The sequence below is a fragment of the Halonotius roseus genome, assembly GCF_006861655.1.
Taxonomy (GTDB): domain Archaea; phylum Halobacteriota; class Halobacteria; order Halobacteriales; family Haloferacaceae; genus Halonotius; species Halonotius roseus.
Genome location: NZ_SESI01000002.1, coordinates 650,859 through 666,858, shown reverse-complemented (window position 1 = coordinate 666,858; position 16,000 = coordinate 650,859). Strand labels below are relative to the sequence as shown.

Below are 16,000 nucleotides of genomic sequence, written 5' to 3'. Positions count from 1 at the left end.
TATCACAGCTCCGTTTCTCGCCAAATACGGGAGCCGGTCGATCTGGATGCTCCGCGGCTGTCAGCCGTGAACCGCGCTATTTGCCCCAGAACGGATCGCGTTTCCGTCGCTTGTTCAGATAGCCCGACAACGCTTCCAACTCGTCGGCCGGGATCTCCTCGTTGAGCTCCTGTTCGAGGATCTTGGCGTGTTTTTCGGGTAGCTCGATCCACAGCTCGTCGCCCTCCTCGATCTGGCGGCCGACCGTCGGCCCGTCGATGGCGACGCTGACGCGCTCGCCCGCGCGGGCCTCCTCGACGTCGTCACCCTGGGCCTGAATCCCCGAGAGTTCGCCGACCCGATCCGGCTCGTTGTTCTCGAATTTGGCGACGTTCGTGTTGTTCTTGATCGTGCCCGACATGATCTCGACGCCGACGACGGCGGGATCGGACTGCCGGAATGTGTGGTCGTCGAGGATCTGGAATCGGGCGGGGCGGACGATCTTATCGAGGATCGTCTCCTGTTGGGCTCGCTGCATCTCCGCGACGTGTTCCTCGTAGTCCTCGACAAGCTGGTAGATCACGTCGTCGTTGAACAGCGTCACCTCGCTTTGTTCGAGTTCGCGCTCGGCATCCGGCAGCACGTCGACGTTGAACCCGAGGATGACGGTGTGTTCGGGTTCGCGGGCTGTGCCGGCGACCGCGATATCCCGGGGTGCCACGTCGCCGACCTCCGCCCGGAGGATCGGCACCTCCGCCTCCCGGAGGGCGTTGGCCATCGCCTCCAGACTGCCGAGCGTGTCGGCTTTGACGACGACGCCTTCCTCCTCGGTGTCGACCTCGATCTCAGCGAGTTCGGCTTTGACCTCTTCGATCACGTCGTCGACCGCGCGGTCGCGGACGACCCGCACCGGCGCGCCGGCCATCGCCTCATCGAGGTCGGGTGCGGCGATCTTGACACCCGCGGCGGCGGCGACCGACTCGACGCGCTCGAAGCGGTTTTCGACCCGGATCTCGGCGTTCGGCTGCGGTTGGAGCAGCGCGCGAATCTCGGTGACGATGGGGTCGTTGACCCCGCCGACGACGATCTGATCGCCCTCCTTGATCGTCCCGTCGTAGACGACGACATCCAAGGTCGCGCCGAACCCTTGTTCGTCCTTTACTTCGAGGACGGTGCCCTCGCCGGGGCCCTCCACGTCGATCTCCATCTCGGCTTTCATGAACCGCTGGGAGAGGCCCATCAACACCGCGAGCACGTCGGGGACGCCCTCGCCGGTGAGTGCCGAGCAGGGGACGACGCCGATGTTTTTCTGGAAGTTTTGGACGCGCCAGTAGAGATCCGCCGAGAAGCCGTCGTCGGATAGTTGGCCGATGATCTCGTAGAGATTCTCGTCGAGTCGCTGGCGGGCGACATCGCTTTGACCGTCGTAGCTGGGTTTGATCGGCGAGTTCTCGACGGGATTCCAGCCCGGCGTCGTGTCGGCCTTGTTGGCGGCGACAACGAAGGGCGTCCCGGTGCGCTGGAGGATATCGAGTGCCTCCTCAGTTTGGGGCTGGAAGCCGTCGTTGACATCGACGACGAGGATAGCGATATCGGCGAGCGCGCCGCCGCGGGAGCGCAGCGTGGAAAACGAGTGGTGGCCGGGTGTGTCGATAAAGAGAAGTCCAGGAAGATCGAAATCCTCGACCTCGACGAGATCGCCGGCCATATCGGCGATCGTTTCCAGCGGGACGGCCGTCGCGCCGATGTGTTGGGTGATCGCGCCGGCCTCGCCGTCGCTGACCGCCGAGCCACGGATCTTATCCAGCAGACTGGTCTTGCCGTGGTCGACGTGACCGAGGACAGCAACGATCGGGGTTCGCAGTGAGGTATCGTGATCTGACATACAGAGAACTCCGGAAACCGCGTTACCGGTCGAAGCGGGCCATCGGAGTTAAGCCTTTCAACTTCCGGGCTGTCTGCCGGCCGTCGGACGCGCCCGTGGCGTTTATATGAGTTCGCACGTCTACCTCAGGCATGGTTGACATACTCGCGGAAAACCTCTCGGGCAAAGCCGTGATGGGTGCCGACGGGACGGAACTCGGCGACCTCTACAATATCACGATGGATCTCAAAACCGGTCGTCTTCACGACCTGCTTGTCACCCCCAACGAGGGGATCTCGGCGGCCGGCTCTGATTTCGAGGCCGACGACGAGGGTCGCCTCCGCATCCCGGCTGGTGCCGTTGACGCGGTCAAAGACTACATTGTCATCTCCCGGTAACCATATGCAGATTCTCGATACGTCGGCGTTTATCAACGAGTATCACACCGATGAGGACACCGCCTCGGTTCCGCAGGTACACGAGGAGCTGGAGGGCGAACACGCCTTCCGGTTTGACGCCGAGGAGGGCGCGGGGATGCACATCCATATCCCCTCCGAGGAGACCGTCGAAAAGATCAATCGGGCGGCAACCGAAACCGGCGACGCCGACGAGCTCAGCGAGACGGATATGGTGCTTATCGCTGCCGCCTTCGAGCTTGACGGCACCCTTGTTACCGACGATTACGCGATGCAGAACGTCGCTGACCGGCTCAACGTTGCTGTCGAGGTGATCGCCCAGGAGGGGATCACCGAACAGCGCGAGTGGCAGTTCCAGTGTCAGGGCTGTGGCCGCACCTACGACGAGAAACTCGATCGCTGTCGGATCTGTGGCAGCGACCTCGCCCGAAAGAATCCGAGCTAGCCCCGATCGCCTGTTTTCAGACAACGCCGATCTCGCCCAGATAGAGCCACGCGAAGATGACCGCGTTGTTGACGCCGTGGATAACCGCCGGGACGACGATGTTCTCGGTACGCTCGTAGAGATACCCCAACAGCACGCCGAGCAGTGTCGCCGTCAGAATGTAGGCGATGACCCCGGCGATGCCGCCGGAGACGGAGGCGTGGCTTAAGCCGAACAGCACTGTCGCCACGAGGATCGCCGGCCAGACACCCCAGCTCTCCCGGAGTCGCCCCTGGACGACACCGCGAAACAGCAACTCCTCGGCCGGGCCGACAACAAGCAACGAGAAGCCAACCATCGTCAACAGATAGCCCGGATCGCCGGCCCCGACGGTCACGGCGGCGTTGTCGCCGATCGCCACGTCGGCGGCAGCAAACAGCCGGGTGATCCCGTTGTTCGCGCCGACGAGGACGACGATCCCGGCGACGATGAGTCCGATCTCCCGCAGTCCAGGACGGGCCCATGGGATCAGCGGCTCGTCTCTGACAGCGAGGGCGTACCAGCCGGTCACCAGCAGAAATCCGCCATACTGGAGGGTGAACTGCGCGAGGGATTCGTCGGTACCGCCGGGGGTGACGATCCCGGCGTCGACCAACGGTGGATTCACCGCCGCAAGCACGACGCTCGCAAACAGATAGGCCCCGAAGACGACCGCGAGGACTTCACCGAGGACTTTCGCCCGCGGCTCCCAGCCTGTGGTCTCGCCGCTCATTCGCTGTCGGCTACGCCGCTGCCCCTGTTAGGAACACCGGTTTTGGCTGGTCACGCTTACTCGATGGTGAACGTTCGCTTGTCGGCGACCGCCTCGGCCTCCGCGAAGTCGCCACCGCCGAGCAGCCCGCGGGCGGCCTTTTTGCCCCACTCGACAGCGGGCTGCGTAAAGGTCGACAGCCCGGCGAGTTCGCCGTACATGACGGTCGCAGCCTCCATCGCGTACAGTAGCTCGCCGATCCCTTCGGCGTCGACGGCGTCGATCTCGATGCGGACATTGGGCCGCCCCTCGGCGGCGAGGCTGGCCTCGGTCGCCTCGAACTCCGCGTCAAGCAGGTCGCCGAGACCGGAGCCGCCAAGATAGGATAATCCTTCGAGATCGGTCTCCGGAATGTCGATATCCTCGCGCTCGCGCGGGCGGACGAGTGTCACGAGCTTATCGCGGGGCCCGGCCCGGTAGAGTTGGAGCTGGGAGTGTTGGTCGGTCGCGCCCAGCGCGCGGGCCGGCGTCTGGCCGACCTGTTCCTTACCGAGGCTTTCGGCCCACAGTTGGGCGAACCACTCGGCGAAGTATTCCAGCGACTCCGCATAGGGCATCATCGCGTTGGTGAGCGCGCCGCGCTCGGCGAGGCCGTAACAGACCGCGCCGTAGGCGTAGGCCGGCGAGTCGTACAGCGAGCCCGAAAGATCGTCCATCGCCGTCTGTGCGCCGGCGACGACACCCTCGATGTCGAGGCCCTGGAGCGCGGCGCAGGCCAGTCCGACCGTCGAGATCGCCGAGAAGCGGCCCGGCACGCCCTCGGGCACCTTCAGCGACGGCAGGTCGTGTGTGTCGGCGAGATTCCGGAGGTTTCCGTCGTCGCCCGTGGTGACAAAGGTTTGCTCGGTCCAGTCGACGCCGGCGTCGTCCATCGCTTCGCGGACGACGAGAAAGTTCGAGAGCGTTTCTGCGGTGGTGCCCGATCGGGAGACGACGTTGACGACGGTGTCGTCCAGCGGCAGCGAATCGAGCAGTTCGGCGGTGTCCTCGGGATCAACGTTATCGAGGAAGTGTGCCTCAACGTCAGTCTGATCCGCGAGGGCGGCCGAAATCGTTGCCGCGCCGAGCGCGCTGCCGCCGATACCGACCGTCAGCACGGCCGCTGGCGTGCCGAACGGCTCGACCGCCGCCCGGATCGCGTCGGTGTCGACCGTCTCCGGGAGGTTGAGCGCGGCGTAGCCGTGTTCGTCGTCAGCGCGGCCCTGCTCGATGCGCTCGTGGGCGATCCCGACCCGCTCGTCGAGGTGCTCAAGGGTGTCTTCGGTGAGGCCGGGACTGCCGCCGAGTGCATTGCCGATATCGAGTTCCATGCCTCATCCCGCGTCCGGTGGCGGTAAAGTCGTTGTTGTCGTCACAGCCTCTTTGTCCGGTCGTAGTGAGGCTCAACTATGCCCGACCACGTCGACCTCACCCACCCCATTGAGGATGGGATGCAGACCTATCCCGGCGATCCACCGGTCAGCCTGAGCGACCATGCGACCCATGCCGACGATGGCTACCACGTCGAATCCCTCTCGTGCGGCAGTCACACTGGCACCCACATCGACGCGCCGCTGCACACCGAACCCGACGGCGACCCGCTCTCTGCGTTTTCACTCGACCGCTTCGTTTTCGACGCTGTCCGCGTCGACTGCCGGGACTGCGACGCCCGCGAGCCGATCACGCCGGATCGACTCCCCGCAGGCGACGTACTGGCCGACGCCGACATGGTCGTCTGCTGGACTGGCTGGGACGACCACTGGAACACCGACCGCTATCTCGACCACCCCTACGTTGCACCTGAAACGGCGGCCCGCTGTGCCGAACACGGGCTGGCCGTCAGCGTTGACGCGCTGAGCCCCGATCCGACGCCAAGCCCGCGTGCCGGCGACGACGAGCCAACCGATTTTGCGGCCCACCACGCGCTCCTCGGCGAGGACTGCCTCATCGTCGAGAACCTAACCAATCTCGGCGGTGTCGACGACCGCTTCGAGCTCCGGGCGTACCCGCTCGCGCTCGGCGGTGACGGCGCGCCGGTGCGGGCGGTCGGCGTTACCGCCGATTGATTTCAAGCTTTATTACCGCCGGCCGCAAACCGACGCGTATGTCGAAGGCCACCAAGGTCGTGCTCGCTACCGTGCTCCTGTCGGCCGTCTTCTCGGTCGGGATCATCCTCTCGTACGTTTTCGCCTGATGTTCTCCGAGCGATCGCTGTCGCCACCCCTGTCAACTGTCCGTCAGCGACATGCTCCCGAGGCGACCGTGCTGGATGTCCAAACTGATTTTGACACGTTGCCGCCGGCGGTCGCCGAGGATCTCGGCCTGCTGGCCGACCGGCTTGATCCGGCCAGCTACCCCGCCGACTGGCTGCCCGAGAACGCGCCAACCGTCCTGCAGGAGTACGCTGGCGAGGCCTTCACCATCGGCACCCCCGACGATGGCACCGTCGTCTGGACGACCCAGACCGAGCCGCCGACTGTCTTGGTCAAACAGCGCGCCGAGAACACCCCCGACGACTTTCTCAACTTCCTGATCGCCGAAGCGTTCGTCCAGCTCGACTGTGGTGTCCCCGAACATTTTCTCCCGTTTTTCGGCGAGCAGTATCCCGATCTCGACGCGGCGGTCGGGCTCGACGGCACTGATCTCTACCAGATCGCGGCCGCCCTCTTTGAGGGGTGGGTCGGGCTCCAGACCCGCGAGGTCTTTGCGTCGTGGGCTGACGATGACGAACTTGAACCCCTCCATGACGCCTGGGTCGATGCCGGCCAGCGACTCGAACCCCGGCTCGATGATCTCTCTCGCGCGGTCGCCCACAACGAGATGACGTTTCCCGAGGCTACCGAGTACGCCTGCTCGGCGATCAAACACGATCTTGGGCTTCCGACGCCGTTCAGCGCGCTCGATACGACGGCCTACCGCGAACACGGCGCGGCCTACGCGGTCGAGTGGGCCGAAAAGACGTTCGCCGAGCTACGCGAGTAACCGCCACAGACGACTCAAACCGCCATTTTAGCAGTAGGAAGCTATTCATCTGTTGGCCGCCTCATAGTCGCCATGCAGCGACGTGACTTCCTCATCGGCACGGCGACAGCCGGCGCGGCCGGCCTCTCCGGCTGTCTCGGCACCGCACAGCAAGCAACCGACGCCGGCAGCACCGCCGACAGCGATGGCGGCCGCACCATCACCGTCACCGGATCAGCCGAGATGCAGGCTCCCCCCGACCGTGCGGTCATTGAGGTCAGCGTCGAGGCCACCGGCGACAGCGCGCCCGCCGTCCGCGATGAGCTGTCAACACGCTCCGACAGCCTCCGACAGGCCCTCCGCGATGCTGGCTTATCCGATGACCAACTCACGACCGGCCGGTTTGCGATCCGGCCGCAGTATGCCCGCCGCGAACCGGGGACGGAGCCCGAACAGACCGGCTACGAGGGGACACACACCATCACCATCGATGTCGAGGATATCGATGCGACCGGCGACGTGATCGACACCGCAATCGACGGTGGGGCCGACTCGATCGGTCGGATCGAGTACACGCTTGCTGAGTCGACCCGCGAATCCTTGCGTGAGGATGCCCTCAAAGCGGCTGTTGATACCGCCCGTGACGAGGCGGATGTCCTCGCCGCCCGCGTCGACTCACGGGTGGTGTCGGTACAGCAGCTCAACGCTGCCGGTGGCGGCGTTTCGCCGACCTACGAACGCTACGACGTCGCCGAAGCGGCTTCTGGGGGATCGACAGAGCTCCAGCCTGATGATGTCACTGTCAGTGCATCCGTCGAGGCAACCTACCGGATCGACTGATCGCGCCTAAAACTCGGTTTCGACGCTGCCGTCGTCGTTGAGATCGATGACGCCATCAAACTGCTCGCGGAACCGATCCAGCGTCGCCTCGTCGTGAACCTCCTTCGAGAGATGGAAGAGGCCAACCGCGTCGTGTTCGGCCAGCAGCGCAAGCAGTTCGGCGGTTGCGTCGACGACGCCGTCCTCGTCGGCGTAGTAGATCATCTCGGTGAGCGAATCGACGCTGAGCCGCACCTTCCCGTCGTGGCTGGTGAGGAACTCCTCGACCTTGGCGACGATCCCATCGAGGTCGTCGGGGGCGGAGACGTAGTGGACGTCGTCGGTGCCGCGCCGGGAGTAGCCGCGTTCGACCGACAGCGTATCGAGGATGACCGCGCTGTCCTCGTCGACATCGTAGTGTTCGAGCTTCTGTTCGACCTCGCGGGCGGTCGTCCGCGTTGAGACAACGAGGAAGTGATCGGTGTCGGTTTTGAAGAAATCGGTGTCGATGCGGTCGGTTTCGCCGATCGACGGATGTAGCAGGAGGACGCCCGTCCCACCTTTGATCGTCTCCGGCGCGTTCTCAACTGCGAGCGTGTAGTCCATACCAGCCCCATCGCCTCAGCGACCTTAATGATGTATGGATTCGGAATCGATCCCCCTCACAGGCGGTCGGCGATCCTGCTGGCTGTTTTCTCGCCGATTCCGTCGACAGCCTGCAGATCCGCTTGTGAGGCATCCCGCACGTTGTCGACGCTGCCGAACCGCCGAAGCAGCCGTTTTCGGGTCTCGGGGCCAACACCTGGAATCCCATCCAGCGCGGTCGACACGTCATCCCGGAGCTGTTGGTGGTACTGGACGGCAAACCGGTGGGCCTCATCGCGGACGCGCTGACAGACGTGGAGGTGGTCGGCGTCGCTCGGCCAGTCGAAGACGCGGTCGGGCGTGATCACCAACTCCTCATCCTTCGCCAGCGCGACGACCGGCACGTCCCACCCCGTCTTGTCGAGGGCGTCCATCGCCGCGCCGAGTTGGCCCTCGCCGCCGTCGACGAGGAGGAGATCCGGGTCGGGGCGGTCGTCACGGCCTTCTAGGGCGCGTTCGGTTCGCCACTCGATTAACTCCCGCATGTTGGCGTAATCGTCGTTGCGGTCGGTGAGCTTTTTCCGGCGGTAGTCGGCTGTCTCGGCCGCCCCGTCGACGAAGCAGACGTTGCTGCCGACGACCGCTTTGCCCTGGCTGTGGCTCACGTCGAACCCCTCGATCCGGCGCGGGCGGTCGATCCCGAGGGACTCGCCGAGCACAGCCAGCGGGTCGCCATCGACCGGCCCCTGGCGGGCGTTTTTCAGCGCGAGCTCGACGAGCGTCGCCTCCCGGCCGGCTCCCGGGACGCGAACCGCGACCCCTTCGCTCTCCAGCCAGTCGAGCACGTCGTCGTCGGCTGGTCGCTCCGAGAGGAGGATCGCATCCGGAAGCTGGCGTTCGGCGTAATACTGCGGGAGAAACGCCGACAGCAACGCGGCCACGCGGTCGCCGCCGTCGGCTTCGTCGGGGGCGTCGAGACTGTGCCGTGAGCGATCGACGAGCTGTCCGCGCTCGCTGCGAAGCCGGGCGACCGTCGCCTCGTCGCCGTCGACGGCGACGCCCAGCACGTCCGCGACCGCCTCGCTGCCGCCCCCACCCGCCGCATCGCCGCCGGCGACCGCTCGCTCGCTGTCGTCGTGGATCGTCTCGACGGTGTCGAGCTGGTCGCGGAGGTTCGCCGCGCGCTCGAAGGCCTGCTCCTGGGCGGCGGCCTCCATCTCTTGGCGGAGCGGATCGGCCAGCACACCGGTTTCGCCCTCGAAAAACCGGATCGCTGCCTCGACATCCTCGCGGTAGTGTTCGGTGTCGATCTCGCCGGTACAGGGGGCCGAACACAGCCCCATCTCGTAGTCGAGACAGGGTCGCTCCCGGCCCTGATACTTGTGTTCCGAACAGCCGCGCAGGCCGTAGACCTCTCGGATCGCCTTGACGACCGTCTCCAGTCGGCCCTTGTCGGTGAACGGGCCGAAGACGGTCGCGGCGTCATCGGGGTCGCGGGTGATCTCGATTCGGGGGGCTTCGTGGTCGGTGAGCTGCACCAGCGGGTAGGATTTGTCGTCTTTCAGGCGGACGTTGTACCGTGGCTGGTGGCGTTTGATCAGATTCGCTTCCAGCAGGAGGGCCTGGGTTTCGGTGTCGGTGACCGCGACCTCAAGCGATTCGGCGCGGGCGACCATCCGGGCGATGCGGTCGCTGCGTGGGTCGGCGTACGATCGCACCCGCGAGCGCAGGTCGACGGCCTTGCCGACGTACAACACCCGGTCGCCGGCCTGAAACTGGTAGACGCCGGGCTCGGTCGGCAGCTCGGCGACCCGCGCTCGCAGCGTGTCGACCTCCATCACCAGCGATACGGTCGCCGGCCAATTGAACGTGACGTGATCGCCGGCCGAGTGAACGTGGAATGATCACGGCTGATTAAACAGGAGGTGATCGCCGGCCGAGTGAACGGTTTCAGCGTCGAAAGCGGCGGGAGAAAGATTGATTTGTGTAACAGAATATAATGATGTTATGACGCTCCCCTTTCGACGCGTTTGTCGGTCGGTTTGGGCCGCGTTAATCGCGCGACTCCCCGGCGATAGCCCACGCTCAGACGATTCCAACACCGATGTCTCACCGCGATCGGTTCCTGACGGCGGGGTAACGATCGCCGATGACCCTGATGCGGCGGGAACCCAACAGGCCGACACCGCCGGCTCGGCGGCCGACGAGGTCGACACCGCCGAGACTGACGGCCCGACGATCGATCCCGTCGATGACGACGAAGGGTCGGCTGCTGTCGATGAACAGTCGGCTGCCGATGACGACCAGTCAACCGCCGATACGTCGCCAGCCGCCATCGACTTCGATCACACCACCCTTCTCAACAGCCTCGATCGACCGGCGTTCATGCTCGACGCCGGCGGCGAGCTGTCGGCGTGGAACGACCCGCTGACCGAGCAGCTCGATGCGGACGATCTCGACGCCGAGACGGTCGCCGACGAGCTGACGATCGATACCGCCGAGGTGACACTCGCCGAGATGGTGGCGGCCGAACCGACCAACGCCGACAGCGAGTTCGGGGTCGACCTCGACGACCGCGACCGGTTCCTGTACCGGGACAGCGGGACGATCACCGGCGACGACACCGCTCACATCGAGACGACCGCCCGGCCGCTGTTCGGTGCCGACGACGAGGTCGCCGGTGTCATCCAGATCATCACGGATCGAACCGCCGAGCAGCACCGCCAGCAGGCAACCGAGGAGCTCGTCACCGAACTCCGGTCGACGCTGTCGGGGCTTGCCACCGGCAACCTCGGTGTGCGCGCCGACCCGCCGGCCGACACCGACGCGCTTGCCGACGGGCTGGGCGACGTTGCGAGCGAGCTGAACGCGGCGATCGAGCAGCTCGAATCGATGGCCGGCGGGATCGAACGCCAGACCCGCCAGCTTGACGACTATATCGAAGCCGCCGACACGGCGGCCGACGACATCGCAACCAACGTCGCCGAACAGAGTGAGCTGCTCGATGAGAGCGTCGACGAGATGCAGTCGTTCTCGGCGAGCATGGAGGAGGTCGCCTCGACGGCCGAGGAGGTCGACACCGCCGCCGAGGAAGCCCGCGACGCCGCCGAAAACGGGCTGGAAGCAAGTGAGGGCGCGAAGGACGCGACCGACGAGGTCGTCGAGATCGGCGACGAACTCGTCGAGCAGGTCACCGCCCTCGGCGAACAGATGGACGACATCGAGGCGGTCGTCGAGGTCATCGACGACATCGCCGAACAGACCAACATCCTCGCGCTCAACGCCAACATCGAGGCCGCCCGCGCCGGCGAGGAGGGCGACGGGTTCGCGGTCGTCGCCGAGGAGGTCAAAAATCTCGCCGACAAAACCCAGACCCACACCGAGGAGATCGCCGACAGCATCAACCGACTCCACGAACAGACCGACGAGACGGTCGCTTCGGCGACCGAATCCCACGAGCAGATCGGCCATGCCGGCGAGCAGATCGCCGACGTGCTCGATGCCTTCGAGGAGATCGCCGACTCGATCGACCAGGCGGCCAACGGGATCGCGGAGGTCTCACGGGCGACCGACGAACAGGCCGCAACCGTCGAGGAGCTGACCGCGACCCTGGAGACAGTGCGGGATCGCTCGGCCGACACCGAGGACGCCACCGAGGAGATCGTTGACGCCACCGACGAACAGCGCGCTGCCGTCGAGGATCTGAGCCGCAAGCTGCGCCAGCTCCAGCGGTAGTCCCCTTTCTCTGAGCCGATAGTTCCATTTGGCCGGCTATCCACCACCGAGTATGCCACGGCTCTGGCTGGTCGAACGCGAGTACGACGACCGTAATCTGATCTCCTTTGTGTATGCGACGACCGACGGCACCAAGCAGCTCCGCAAGGAGCTGTCGGCGACGCTGCTCCAACAGCGGAGCGAGCCGATCACCGCCGCGATCGAGGTCGACGAGGACGAGCTTGCCCCGGTCGATCCCGACCAACAGGAGCGGTATGCGACGGAAGCCCAGTCGGTCGCTGAGAGCAACGAGCCGGATGAGCCGATTTAGTCGTCGTTGAGGCCAATTTGACCTTGCCTCTTACCGAAGATAGTGAAACAGTAGTACCTATCTCAAAGCTGAGGGATCGAGCTGTGCAAGATATAGAAGATGTATGCAGCAGGCCGACCCTATTTGTTTTCGATGATATTTATCGCTGAATGGCAGTTAGGGTAACAGGGAGCGTGTCTGTGAGGTCGTTGAAGTACATCCAACAGTCCATGTTGAGGAGCATAAATTTAAAATTAGAGCTATAGCTCAACAAAACTATGCCCGACGAGAATACGGAGTTGGCACAGAAGTCACATTGGGAACGTTGGACAGGCGAAGACGGTCCATTTTATCGAGCCTGTGCCGTCTTGCCATTTGATTCAGTCAAAGAGCCTACGGACGAAACGGCAACTGAGCAGCCTGCCATACAGTTTACCACCGGGATCACACGATTGCTGCTAAGGCATCTCCCAACATACCTGGGGGTCACGATGGTGTTGTATTTTGGTATCAATTTCACTCGAGCTATAGTAACTGGTGAGCTCAACTTTGCGCTTCCAGAGGCAACTCTCCGGGGTGGGGTGGTTCTCATTGGCGGAATTGGCGTTGGGTTCGTATGGGCATATCTCGTGTATCGACTGTTAGCGTCTGTAATACGCGGGTCTGGGATGCATCGTAGCATGATGTTTTTTGCAACAGCAGGGCCCTTGATCGCGGGCACTGCCTACGCGGTTTACCACGCCTTGACAACAACTGGAAGCAATGGCGATCCAGCGATGACTGTTCAGGCGGGATATTTTCTGTTTATTCTAATTGCTGGCCATCTCATCTACGATGGTTTGGCTCTGAAGACCGAGAATCTATTTATGCGGTTGAAAGACACCAGTATTGTCTCACGACCTGCCTACGATGATTTCTACAGCGAACTCACGTCTACATTGGGTGATACACTCACTGTTGGCACCATATCTATCCCGCGGTCGGTGGCCTTTGCATTGGCTGTCGCATTAGGCCCGCTGCTGTTGCCGGTTATTGTGAGTCCATGGGCTGGCTGGGGTGAGATTGCCTATCTGGTCTATGCGATCATGACGCTGTTTGTGATCGCTATGCTATATGACGTATTTTTGTTAGTATACAAGTTCACGGAGTTGCTGCAGCGAGATATCCTCACTTATCAGCCATTCCATCCCGACGACCACGGCGGATTTCGGGATTTCGGACGGTTCGCAACCCGGATCAATGTGATCTTAGCTGTTGCTGGCAGCTACGTTGCCTATCGGTTTTATGCTGAAGGGCTGCTTAATCTCCCGGAAGGCGGAATCGAGCCAACGCTTCTTGGGCTCACATGGGTGGTGTTGTATATTGCCCCGATCGCTGCCTACGCCGCCTTGGCAGTGTTTTGGTTGTACCATTCGTTTTGGCGACTCCATGAAAAGATGGAAGAAGGCCGACAGCGGCGGATTGAAGAGCTGCAACGGCAGTCGGAGAGTGACGATCAACAGCCACAACGGGACTTCTCAGACTTGGAGGTCGCAGCCCCAGCGTGGGAATCGCTTCGGGATGCACCGACGTGGCCGATCAAACGACAAGGCCTGTTTGGGATTTTAATGATGGATGCCGTACCGGTTGTAATTACATTCGTTTGAATAGAATCTGTGATTTCTGGAATCGTGATTTTTTGAGGTTCGCGTTTCGCACCGAACTTTTTCGATGAGTTCGTTATGATCGCCTTAATCTCTCTATGAGATCTGCGCTGTCCATCTTGCACGCCAAGCAGTAACAATATCAATAATTTGATTGTTGTTTCACTCAGTTAGGCAAGAGCCTCAAACTTATGATAGACAAATCGGCATCTGTTGTGCTACTATATCGCTTCTCCCGAGAACTTTTTGCGGATGACCGGCAACACTTCTCTCAATGCGACTCGATCAGGTTCGTGCGACGTATCTCGACAACGGCCTCGCGGATATCGGCCGGATCGTCGCGGCGACCCCGGCGATGATCTTCTTTCTGTTGTCGCCACGGGCCGGCTTCGAGGATGAGCCGCTGGGGAAGCTCTACGCGCTCGGCGGGCTGGTGTACCTGCTTTTGCTGGTCGGTGGTTTCCTGCTGCTTGGCGCGCTTTTCTGACCCCAATTGACGCCGCGCCGGCGGTCGGCCGAACCCTTAATCTCGTTCATCCCCAACAGAATCTATGAGTATTCGGCCCCCGGGTCCGCAGGGTGTTCCGCTGTTCGGTAACGGTCAGCAGTTTGCCGACGACCCCTTCCAGTTTATGACGGCGTGTGCCGACGCCTACGGTGATGTCGTCGCCTTCGATCTCGGCCCGATCCCGCTGTATATGCTGACAAACCCACAGGACATCAAGCGTGTCCTCGTCACCGAACCCGACCGGTTCCCGAAGCTGGATCTCGGCGACGACGCGATCTACGAGCTCTTGGGTGATGGCCTGCTGTTGAGCGAGGGCGAGACGTGGCAACAACAACGCCAGCTGGCGAACCCGGCTTTCCACGGCCGCCGCATCCGGACGCTCGGCGATATGATGGTCGATCATACTGAGTCAGCGATCGGCGACTGGAGCGACGGCGATCGTCTCGACATCCAGATCGAGATGGCCCGGCTCACGGTGCGGATCATCGTCACTGCCATGCTGGGAACCGATATCAGCGAGGAGCGGGTTCAGCGAGTTCAGGAAAATCTCGAACCGCTGGGTGCGCGCTTTGAGCCCGATCCGTTCCGCCGGCTGATCCCCGACTGGGCCCCGACCGCCGAGAACCGCGAGTTCCGGGCGGCGATCGCCGACCTCGAATCTGTGATCGACGACATCGTCGCCGACCGCCGGGCAGGTGGCTACGAAGCGGGTGCGGAGACCCCCGTCGACGCCGACACCGACGAGCCGATGGATCTACTCTCGCTGTTGCTCCGCGCGAAGGATCGCGGCGAGCAGACCGACCAGCAGATCCGCGATGAGATGATGACGATGCTGTTGGCCGGCCACGACACGACCGCGCTGATGCTGACCTACACCTGGTATCTGCTCTCCCAACATCCCGAGGTCGAGCGTCGTCTCCACGCCGAACTCGATTCGGTACTCGACGGTGCGACGCCGACAGCGGCCGACGCCCGACAGCTGGAGTACACCGAGCAGGTGCTCAACGAGGCGATGCGGCTCTACCCGCCGGTGTACACCCTGTTCCGTGAGGCGACAGCCGATGTGAAGATCGGCGGCTACCGCATTCCGGCCGGCAGCGGCCTGATGTTGCCGCAGTGGGTCGTCCACCGGTCGTCGCGGTGGTATGACAACCCCAAACAGTTCGATCCTGATCGCTGGACGCCGGAGCGGGCGGCCGACCGGCCGCGCTTTTCATTCTTCCCGTTCGGTGGCGGCCCCCGACACTGCATCGGCAAGCAGTTCTCGATGCTCGAAGCGAAGTTGATCCTGGCGACTGTGGCCCAGGAGTACCGCCTCGATTACCTCGGCGACGCTCTCGATCTCCGTGGGTCGTTGACAATGCACCCGAAGGAGCCGGTGGCGATGCGGCTGGAATCCAGATAAGGAGGTTCCGCTCCCGATCAGGCTGGCAGCCCGAACCGCGCCGCCGGCTCGCGGTGGCGAGCGTCCCAGATCACGAGCTCGGAGACCGTCCAGGTGACCGGGTCGATCTCCCGCTCTCGCAGCTGTGCTGCGGCCGCCGCGGCCGCGGTCGACCCACCGCGTGCGAGGGTGACGTGTGGCGTGTAGTCGTCGCCTTCGAGCCCGTCGACCACCCCAAAGGCGTCGGTCAGCGTCCGATGAATCCGACGGAGCCCGGGGCTGTCAACCCGGAGATAGACCACTGGGCCGTCGCCACGAACCGGCTGCTCGAAGACGCCGATCTCGTCGACCTTGGCTTCGACTGCGGGCAGCCCACCGATCACCGGTCGCAGCCGTTCTTGGAGTGTCGCCAGCTGGTGCTCCGGATGGCCGTTTGCCAACTCCTCCTCGGGAAACCGTTTGACGACGAGTGTGTGGTCGTCCCGAACCTGCTCGAAATCGAGCAGCCGCGGCTGGAGGTCGCTTGCGAGCCGCTTGACGGCTCCCGGAACGGGGGCGTTGAGGCTGAACACACACCCTATCGGCTCCGCGGCCGCAAAAACA

General features: G+C 63.4%; 17 protein-coding genes. 11 read left to right on the top strand and 6 right to left on the bottom strand.

Annotated elements, in window-relative coordinates:
* Positions 1-76: 76 nt before the first annotated feature.
* Positions 77-1,864, bottom strand: a complete 1,788-nt coding sequence (infB, locus tag EWF95_RS09440) for a translation initiation factor IF-2 (RefSeq protein WP_142443805.1) — start codon at positions 1,862-1,864, stop codon at positions 77-79.
* 131 nt (positions 1,865-1,995) lie between these two features.
* Between infB and EWF95_RS09435 the strand changes: the two genes are divergently transcribed.
* Positions 1,996-2,241, top strand: a complete 246-nt coding sequence (locus EWF95_RS09435) for a PRC-barrel domain-containing protein (RefSeq protein ID WP_142443804.1) — start codon at positions 1,996-1,998, stop codon at positions 2,239-2,241.
* A gap of 4 nt (positions 2,242-2,245) precedes the next feature.
* A complete protein-coding gene (locus tag EWF95_RS09430; protein ID WP_142443803.1) occupies positions 2,246-2,704 on the top strand; it encodes an NOB1 family endonuclease in 459 nt (152 codons plus the stop codon).
* 16 nt (positions 2,705-2,720) lie between these two features.
* On the opposite strand, the gene EWF95_RS09425 is transcribed toward EWF95_RS09430, so the two are convergent.
* Positions 2,721-3,455, bottom strand: a complete 735-nt coding sequence (locus EWF95_RS09425) for a CPBP family intramembrane glutamic endopeptidase (RefSeq protein ID WP_142443802.1) — start codon at positions 3,453-3,455, stop codon at positions 2,721-2,723.
* A 56-nt stretch (positions 3,456-3,511) separates the two neighbouring features.
* A complete protein-coding gene (locus tag EWF95_RS09420; RefSeq protein WP_142443801.1) occupies positions 3,512-4,804 on the bottom strand; it encodes a glucose-6-phosphate isomerase in 1,293 nt (430 codons plus the stop codon).
* A 78-nt stretch (positions 4,805-4,882) separates the two neighbouring features.
* On the opposite strand from EWF95_RS09420, the gene EWF95_RS09415 reads away from it, so the two are divergent.
* From EWF95_RS09415 to EWF95_RS09405, 4 genes are all read left to right on the top strand, one after another.
* Complete coding sequence (locus EWF95_RS09415) at positions 4,883-5,539, top strand: cyclase family protein (protein WP_142443800.1); 657 nt, start codon at positions 4,883-4,885, stop codon at positions 5,537-5,539.
* 38 nt (positions 5,540-5,577) lie between these two features.
* Positions 5,578-5,667, top strand: coding sequence for a hypothetical protein (locus EWF95_RS13915; RefSeq protein WP_449271740.1), 90 nt, complete (start codon positions 5,578-5,580; stop codon positions 5,665-5,667).
* Positions 5,667-6,455, top strand: coding sequence for a DUF7089 family protein (locus tag EWF95_RS09410; RefSeq protein WP_142443799.1), 789 nt, complete (start codon positions 5,667-5,669; stop codon positions 6,453-6,455). The genes EWF95_RS13915 and EWF95_RS09410 overlap by 1 nt, the downstream gene beginning before the upstream one ends.
* Before the next feature lie 72 nt (positions 6,456-6,527).
* Complete coding sequence (locus EWF95_RS09405) at positions 6,528-7,274, top strand: SIMPL domain-containing protein (protein ID WP_142443798.1); 747 nt, start codon at positions 6,528-6,530, stop codon at positions 7,272-7,274.
* Positions 7,275-7,280: 6 nt separating this feature from the next.
* Here EWF95_RS09405 and EWF95_RS09400 read toward each other — a convergent pair whose 3' ends face one another.
* A complete protein-coding gene (locus EWF95_RS09400) occupies positions 7,281-7,859 on the bottom strand; it encodes a DUF7090 family protein (protein WP_142443797.1) in 579 nt (192 codons plus the stop codon).
* Positions 7,860-7,915: 56 nt separating this feature from the next.
* Positions 7,916-9,676, bottom strand: coding sequence for an excinuclease ABC subunit C (locus EWF95_RS09395; RefSeq protein WP_142443796.1), 1,761 nt, complete (start codon positions 9,674-9,676; stop codon positions 7,916-7,918).
* A 169-nt stretch (positions 9,677-9,845) separates the two neighbouring features.
* Between EWF95_RS09395 and EWF95_RS09390 the strand changes: the two genes are divergently transcribed.
* From EWF95_RS09390 to EWF95_RS09370, 5 genes are all read left to right on the top strand, one after another.
* Positions 9,846-11,573, top strand: a complete 1,728-nt coding sequence (locus EWF95_RS09390; protein ID WP_185911755.1) for a methyl-accepting chemotaxis protein — start codon at positions 9,846-9,848, stop codon at positions 11,571-11,573.
* A gap of 52 nt (positions 11,574-11,625) precedes the next feature.
* Complete coding sequence (locus tag EWF95_RS09385) at positions 11,626-11,883, top strand: hypothetical protein (RefSeq protein ID WP_142443795.1); 258 nt, start codon at positions 11,626-11,628, stop codon at positions 11,881-11,883.
* A 257-nt stretch (positions 11,884-12,140) separates the two neighbouring features.
* Positions 12,141-13,508, top strand: coding sequence for a hypothetical protein (locus EWF95_RS09380; protein WP_142443794.1), 1,368 nt, complete (start codon positions 12,141-12,143; stop codon positions 13,506-13,508).
* A 271-nt stretch (positions 13,509-13,779) separates the two neighbouring features.
* A complete protein-coding gene (locus tag EWF95_RS09375; protein WP_142443793.1) occupies positions 13,780-13,992 on the top strand; it encodes a hypothetical protein in 213 nt (70 codons plus the stop codon).
* A 64-nt stretch (positions 13,993-14,056) separates the two neighbouring features.
* Complete coding sequence (locus EWF95_RS09370; RefSeq protein ID WP_142443792.1) at positions 14,057-15,418, top strand: cytochrome P450; 1,362 nt, start codon at positions 14,057-14,059, stop codon at positions 15,416-15,418.
* A 17-nt stretch (positions 15,419-15,435) separates the two neighbouring features.
* Here EWF95_RS09370 and EWF95_RS09365 read toward each other — a convergent pair whose 3' ends face one another.
* The gene (locus EWF95_RS09365) at positions 15,436-15,969 is read right to left on the bottom strand and encodes a 2'-5' RNA ligase family protein (RefSeq protein WP_142443791.1); all 534 of its coding nucleotides are present in this window, start codon (positions 15,967-15,969) and stop codon (positions 15,436-15,438) included.
* Positions 15,970-16,000: the final 31 nt, after the last annotated feature.

Bases quoted from the DNA above. Each gene is read 5' to 3' on its own strand.
- EWF95_RS09425 (WP_142443802.1), bottom strand. From the start codon at position 3,455: ATGAGCGGCGAGACCACAGGCTGGGAGCCGCGGGCGAAAGTCCTCGGT.
- EWF95_RS09410 (WP_142443799.1), top strand. From the start codon at position 5,667: ATGTTCTCCGAGCGATCGCTGTCGCCACCCCTGTCAACTGTCCGTCAG.
- EWF95_RS09385 (WP_142443795.1), top strand. From the start codon at position 11,626: ATGCCACGGCTCTGGCTGGTCGAACGCGAGTACGACGACCGTAATCTG.
- EWF95_RS09405 (WP_142443798.1), top strand. From the start codon at position 6,528: ATGCAGCGACGTGACTTCCTCATCGGCACGGCGACAGCCGGCGCGGCC.
- EWF95_RS09415 (WP_142443800.1), top strand. From the start codon at position 4,883: ATGCCCGACCACGTCGACCTCACCCACCCCATTGAGGATGGGATGCAG.
- EWF95_RS09380 (WP_142443794.1), top strand. From the start codon at position 12,141: ATGCCCGACGAGAATACGGAGTTGGCACAGAAGTCACATTGGGAACGT.
- EWF95_RS09370 (WP_142443792.1), top strand. From the start codon at position 14,057: ATGAGTATTCGGCCCCCGGGTCCGCAGGGTGTTCCGCTGTTCGGTAAC.
- infB (WP_142443805.1), bottom strand. From the start codon at position 1,864: ATGTCAGATCACGATACCTCACTGCGAACCCCGATCGTTGCTGTCCTC.
- EWF95_RS09420 (WP_142443801.1), bottom strand. From the start codon at position 4,804: ATGGAACTCGATATCGGCAATGCACTCGGCGGCAGTCCCGGCCTCACC.
- EWF95_RS09375 (WP_142443793.1), top strand. From the start codon at position 13,780: ATGCGACTCGATCAGGTTCGTGCGACGTATCTCGACAACGGCCTCGCG.
- EWF95_RS09435 (WP_142443804.1), top strand. From the start codon at position 1,996: ATGGTTGACATACTCGCGGAAAACCTCTCGGGCAAAGCCGTGATGGGT.
- EWF95_RS09400 (WP_142443797.1), bottom strand. From the start codon at position 7,859: ATGGACTACACGCTCGCAGTTGAGAACGCGCCGGAGACGATCAAAGGT.
- EWF95_RS09430 (WP_142443803.1), top strand. From the start codon at position 2,246: ATGCAGATTCTCGATACGTCGGCGTTTATCAACGAGTATCACACCGAT.
- EWF95_RS09390 (WP_185911755.1), top strand. From the start codon at position 9,846: ATGACGCTCCCCTTTCGACGCGTTTGTCGGTCGGTTTGGGCCGCGTTA.
- EWF95_RS13915 (WP_449271740.1), top strand. From the start codon at position 5,578: ATGTCGAAGGCCACCAAGGTCGTGCTCGCTACCGTGCTCCTGTCGGCC.
- EWF95_RS09395 (WP_142443796.1), bottom strand. From the start codon at position 9,676: ATGGAGGTCGACACGCTGCGAGCGCGGGTCGCCGAGCTGCCGACCGAG.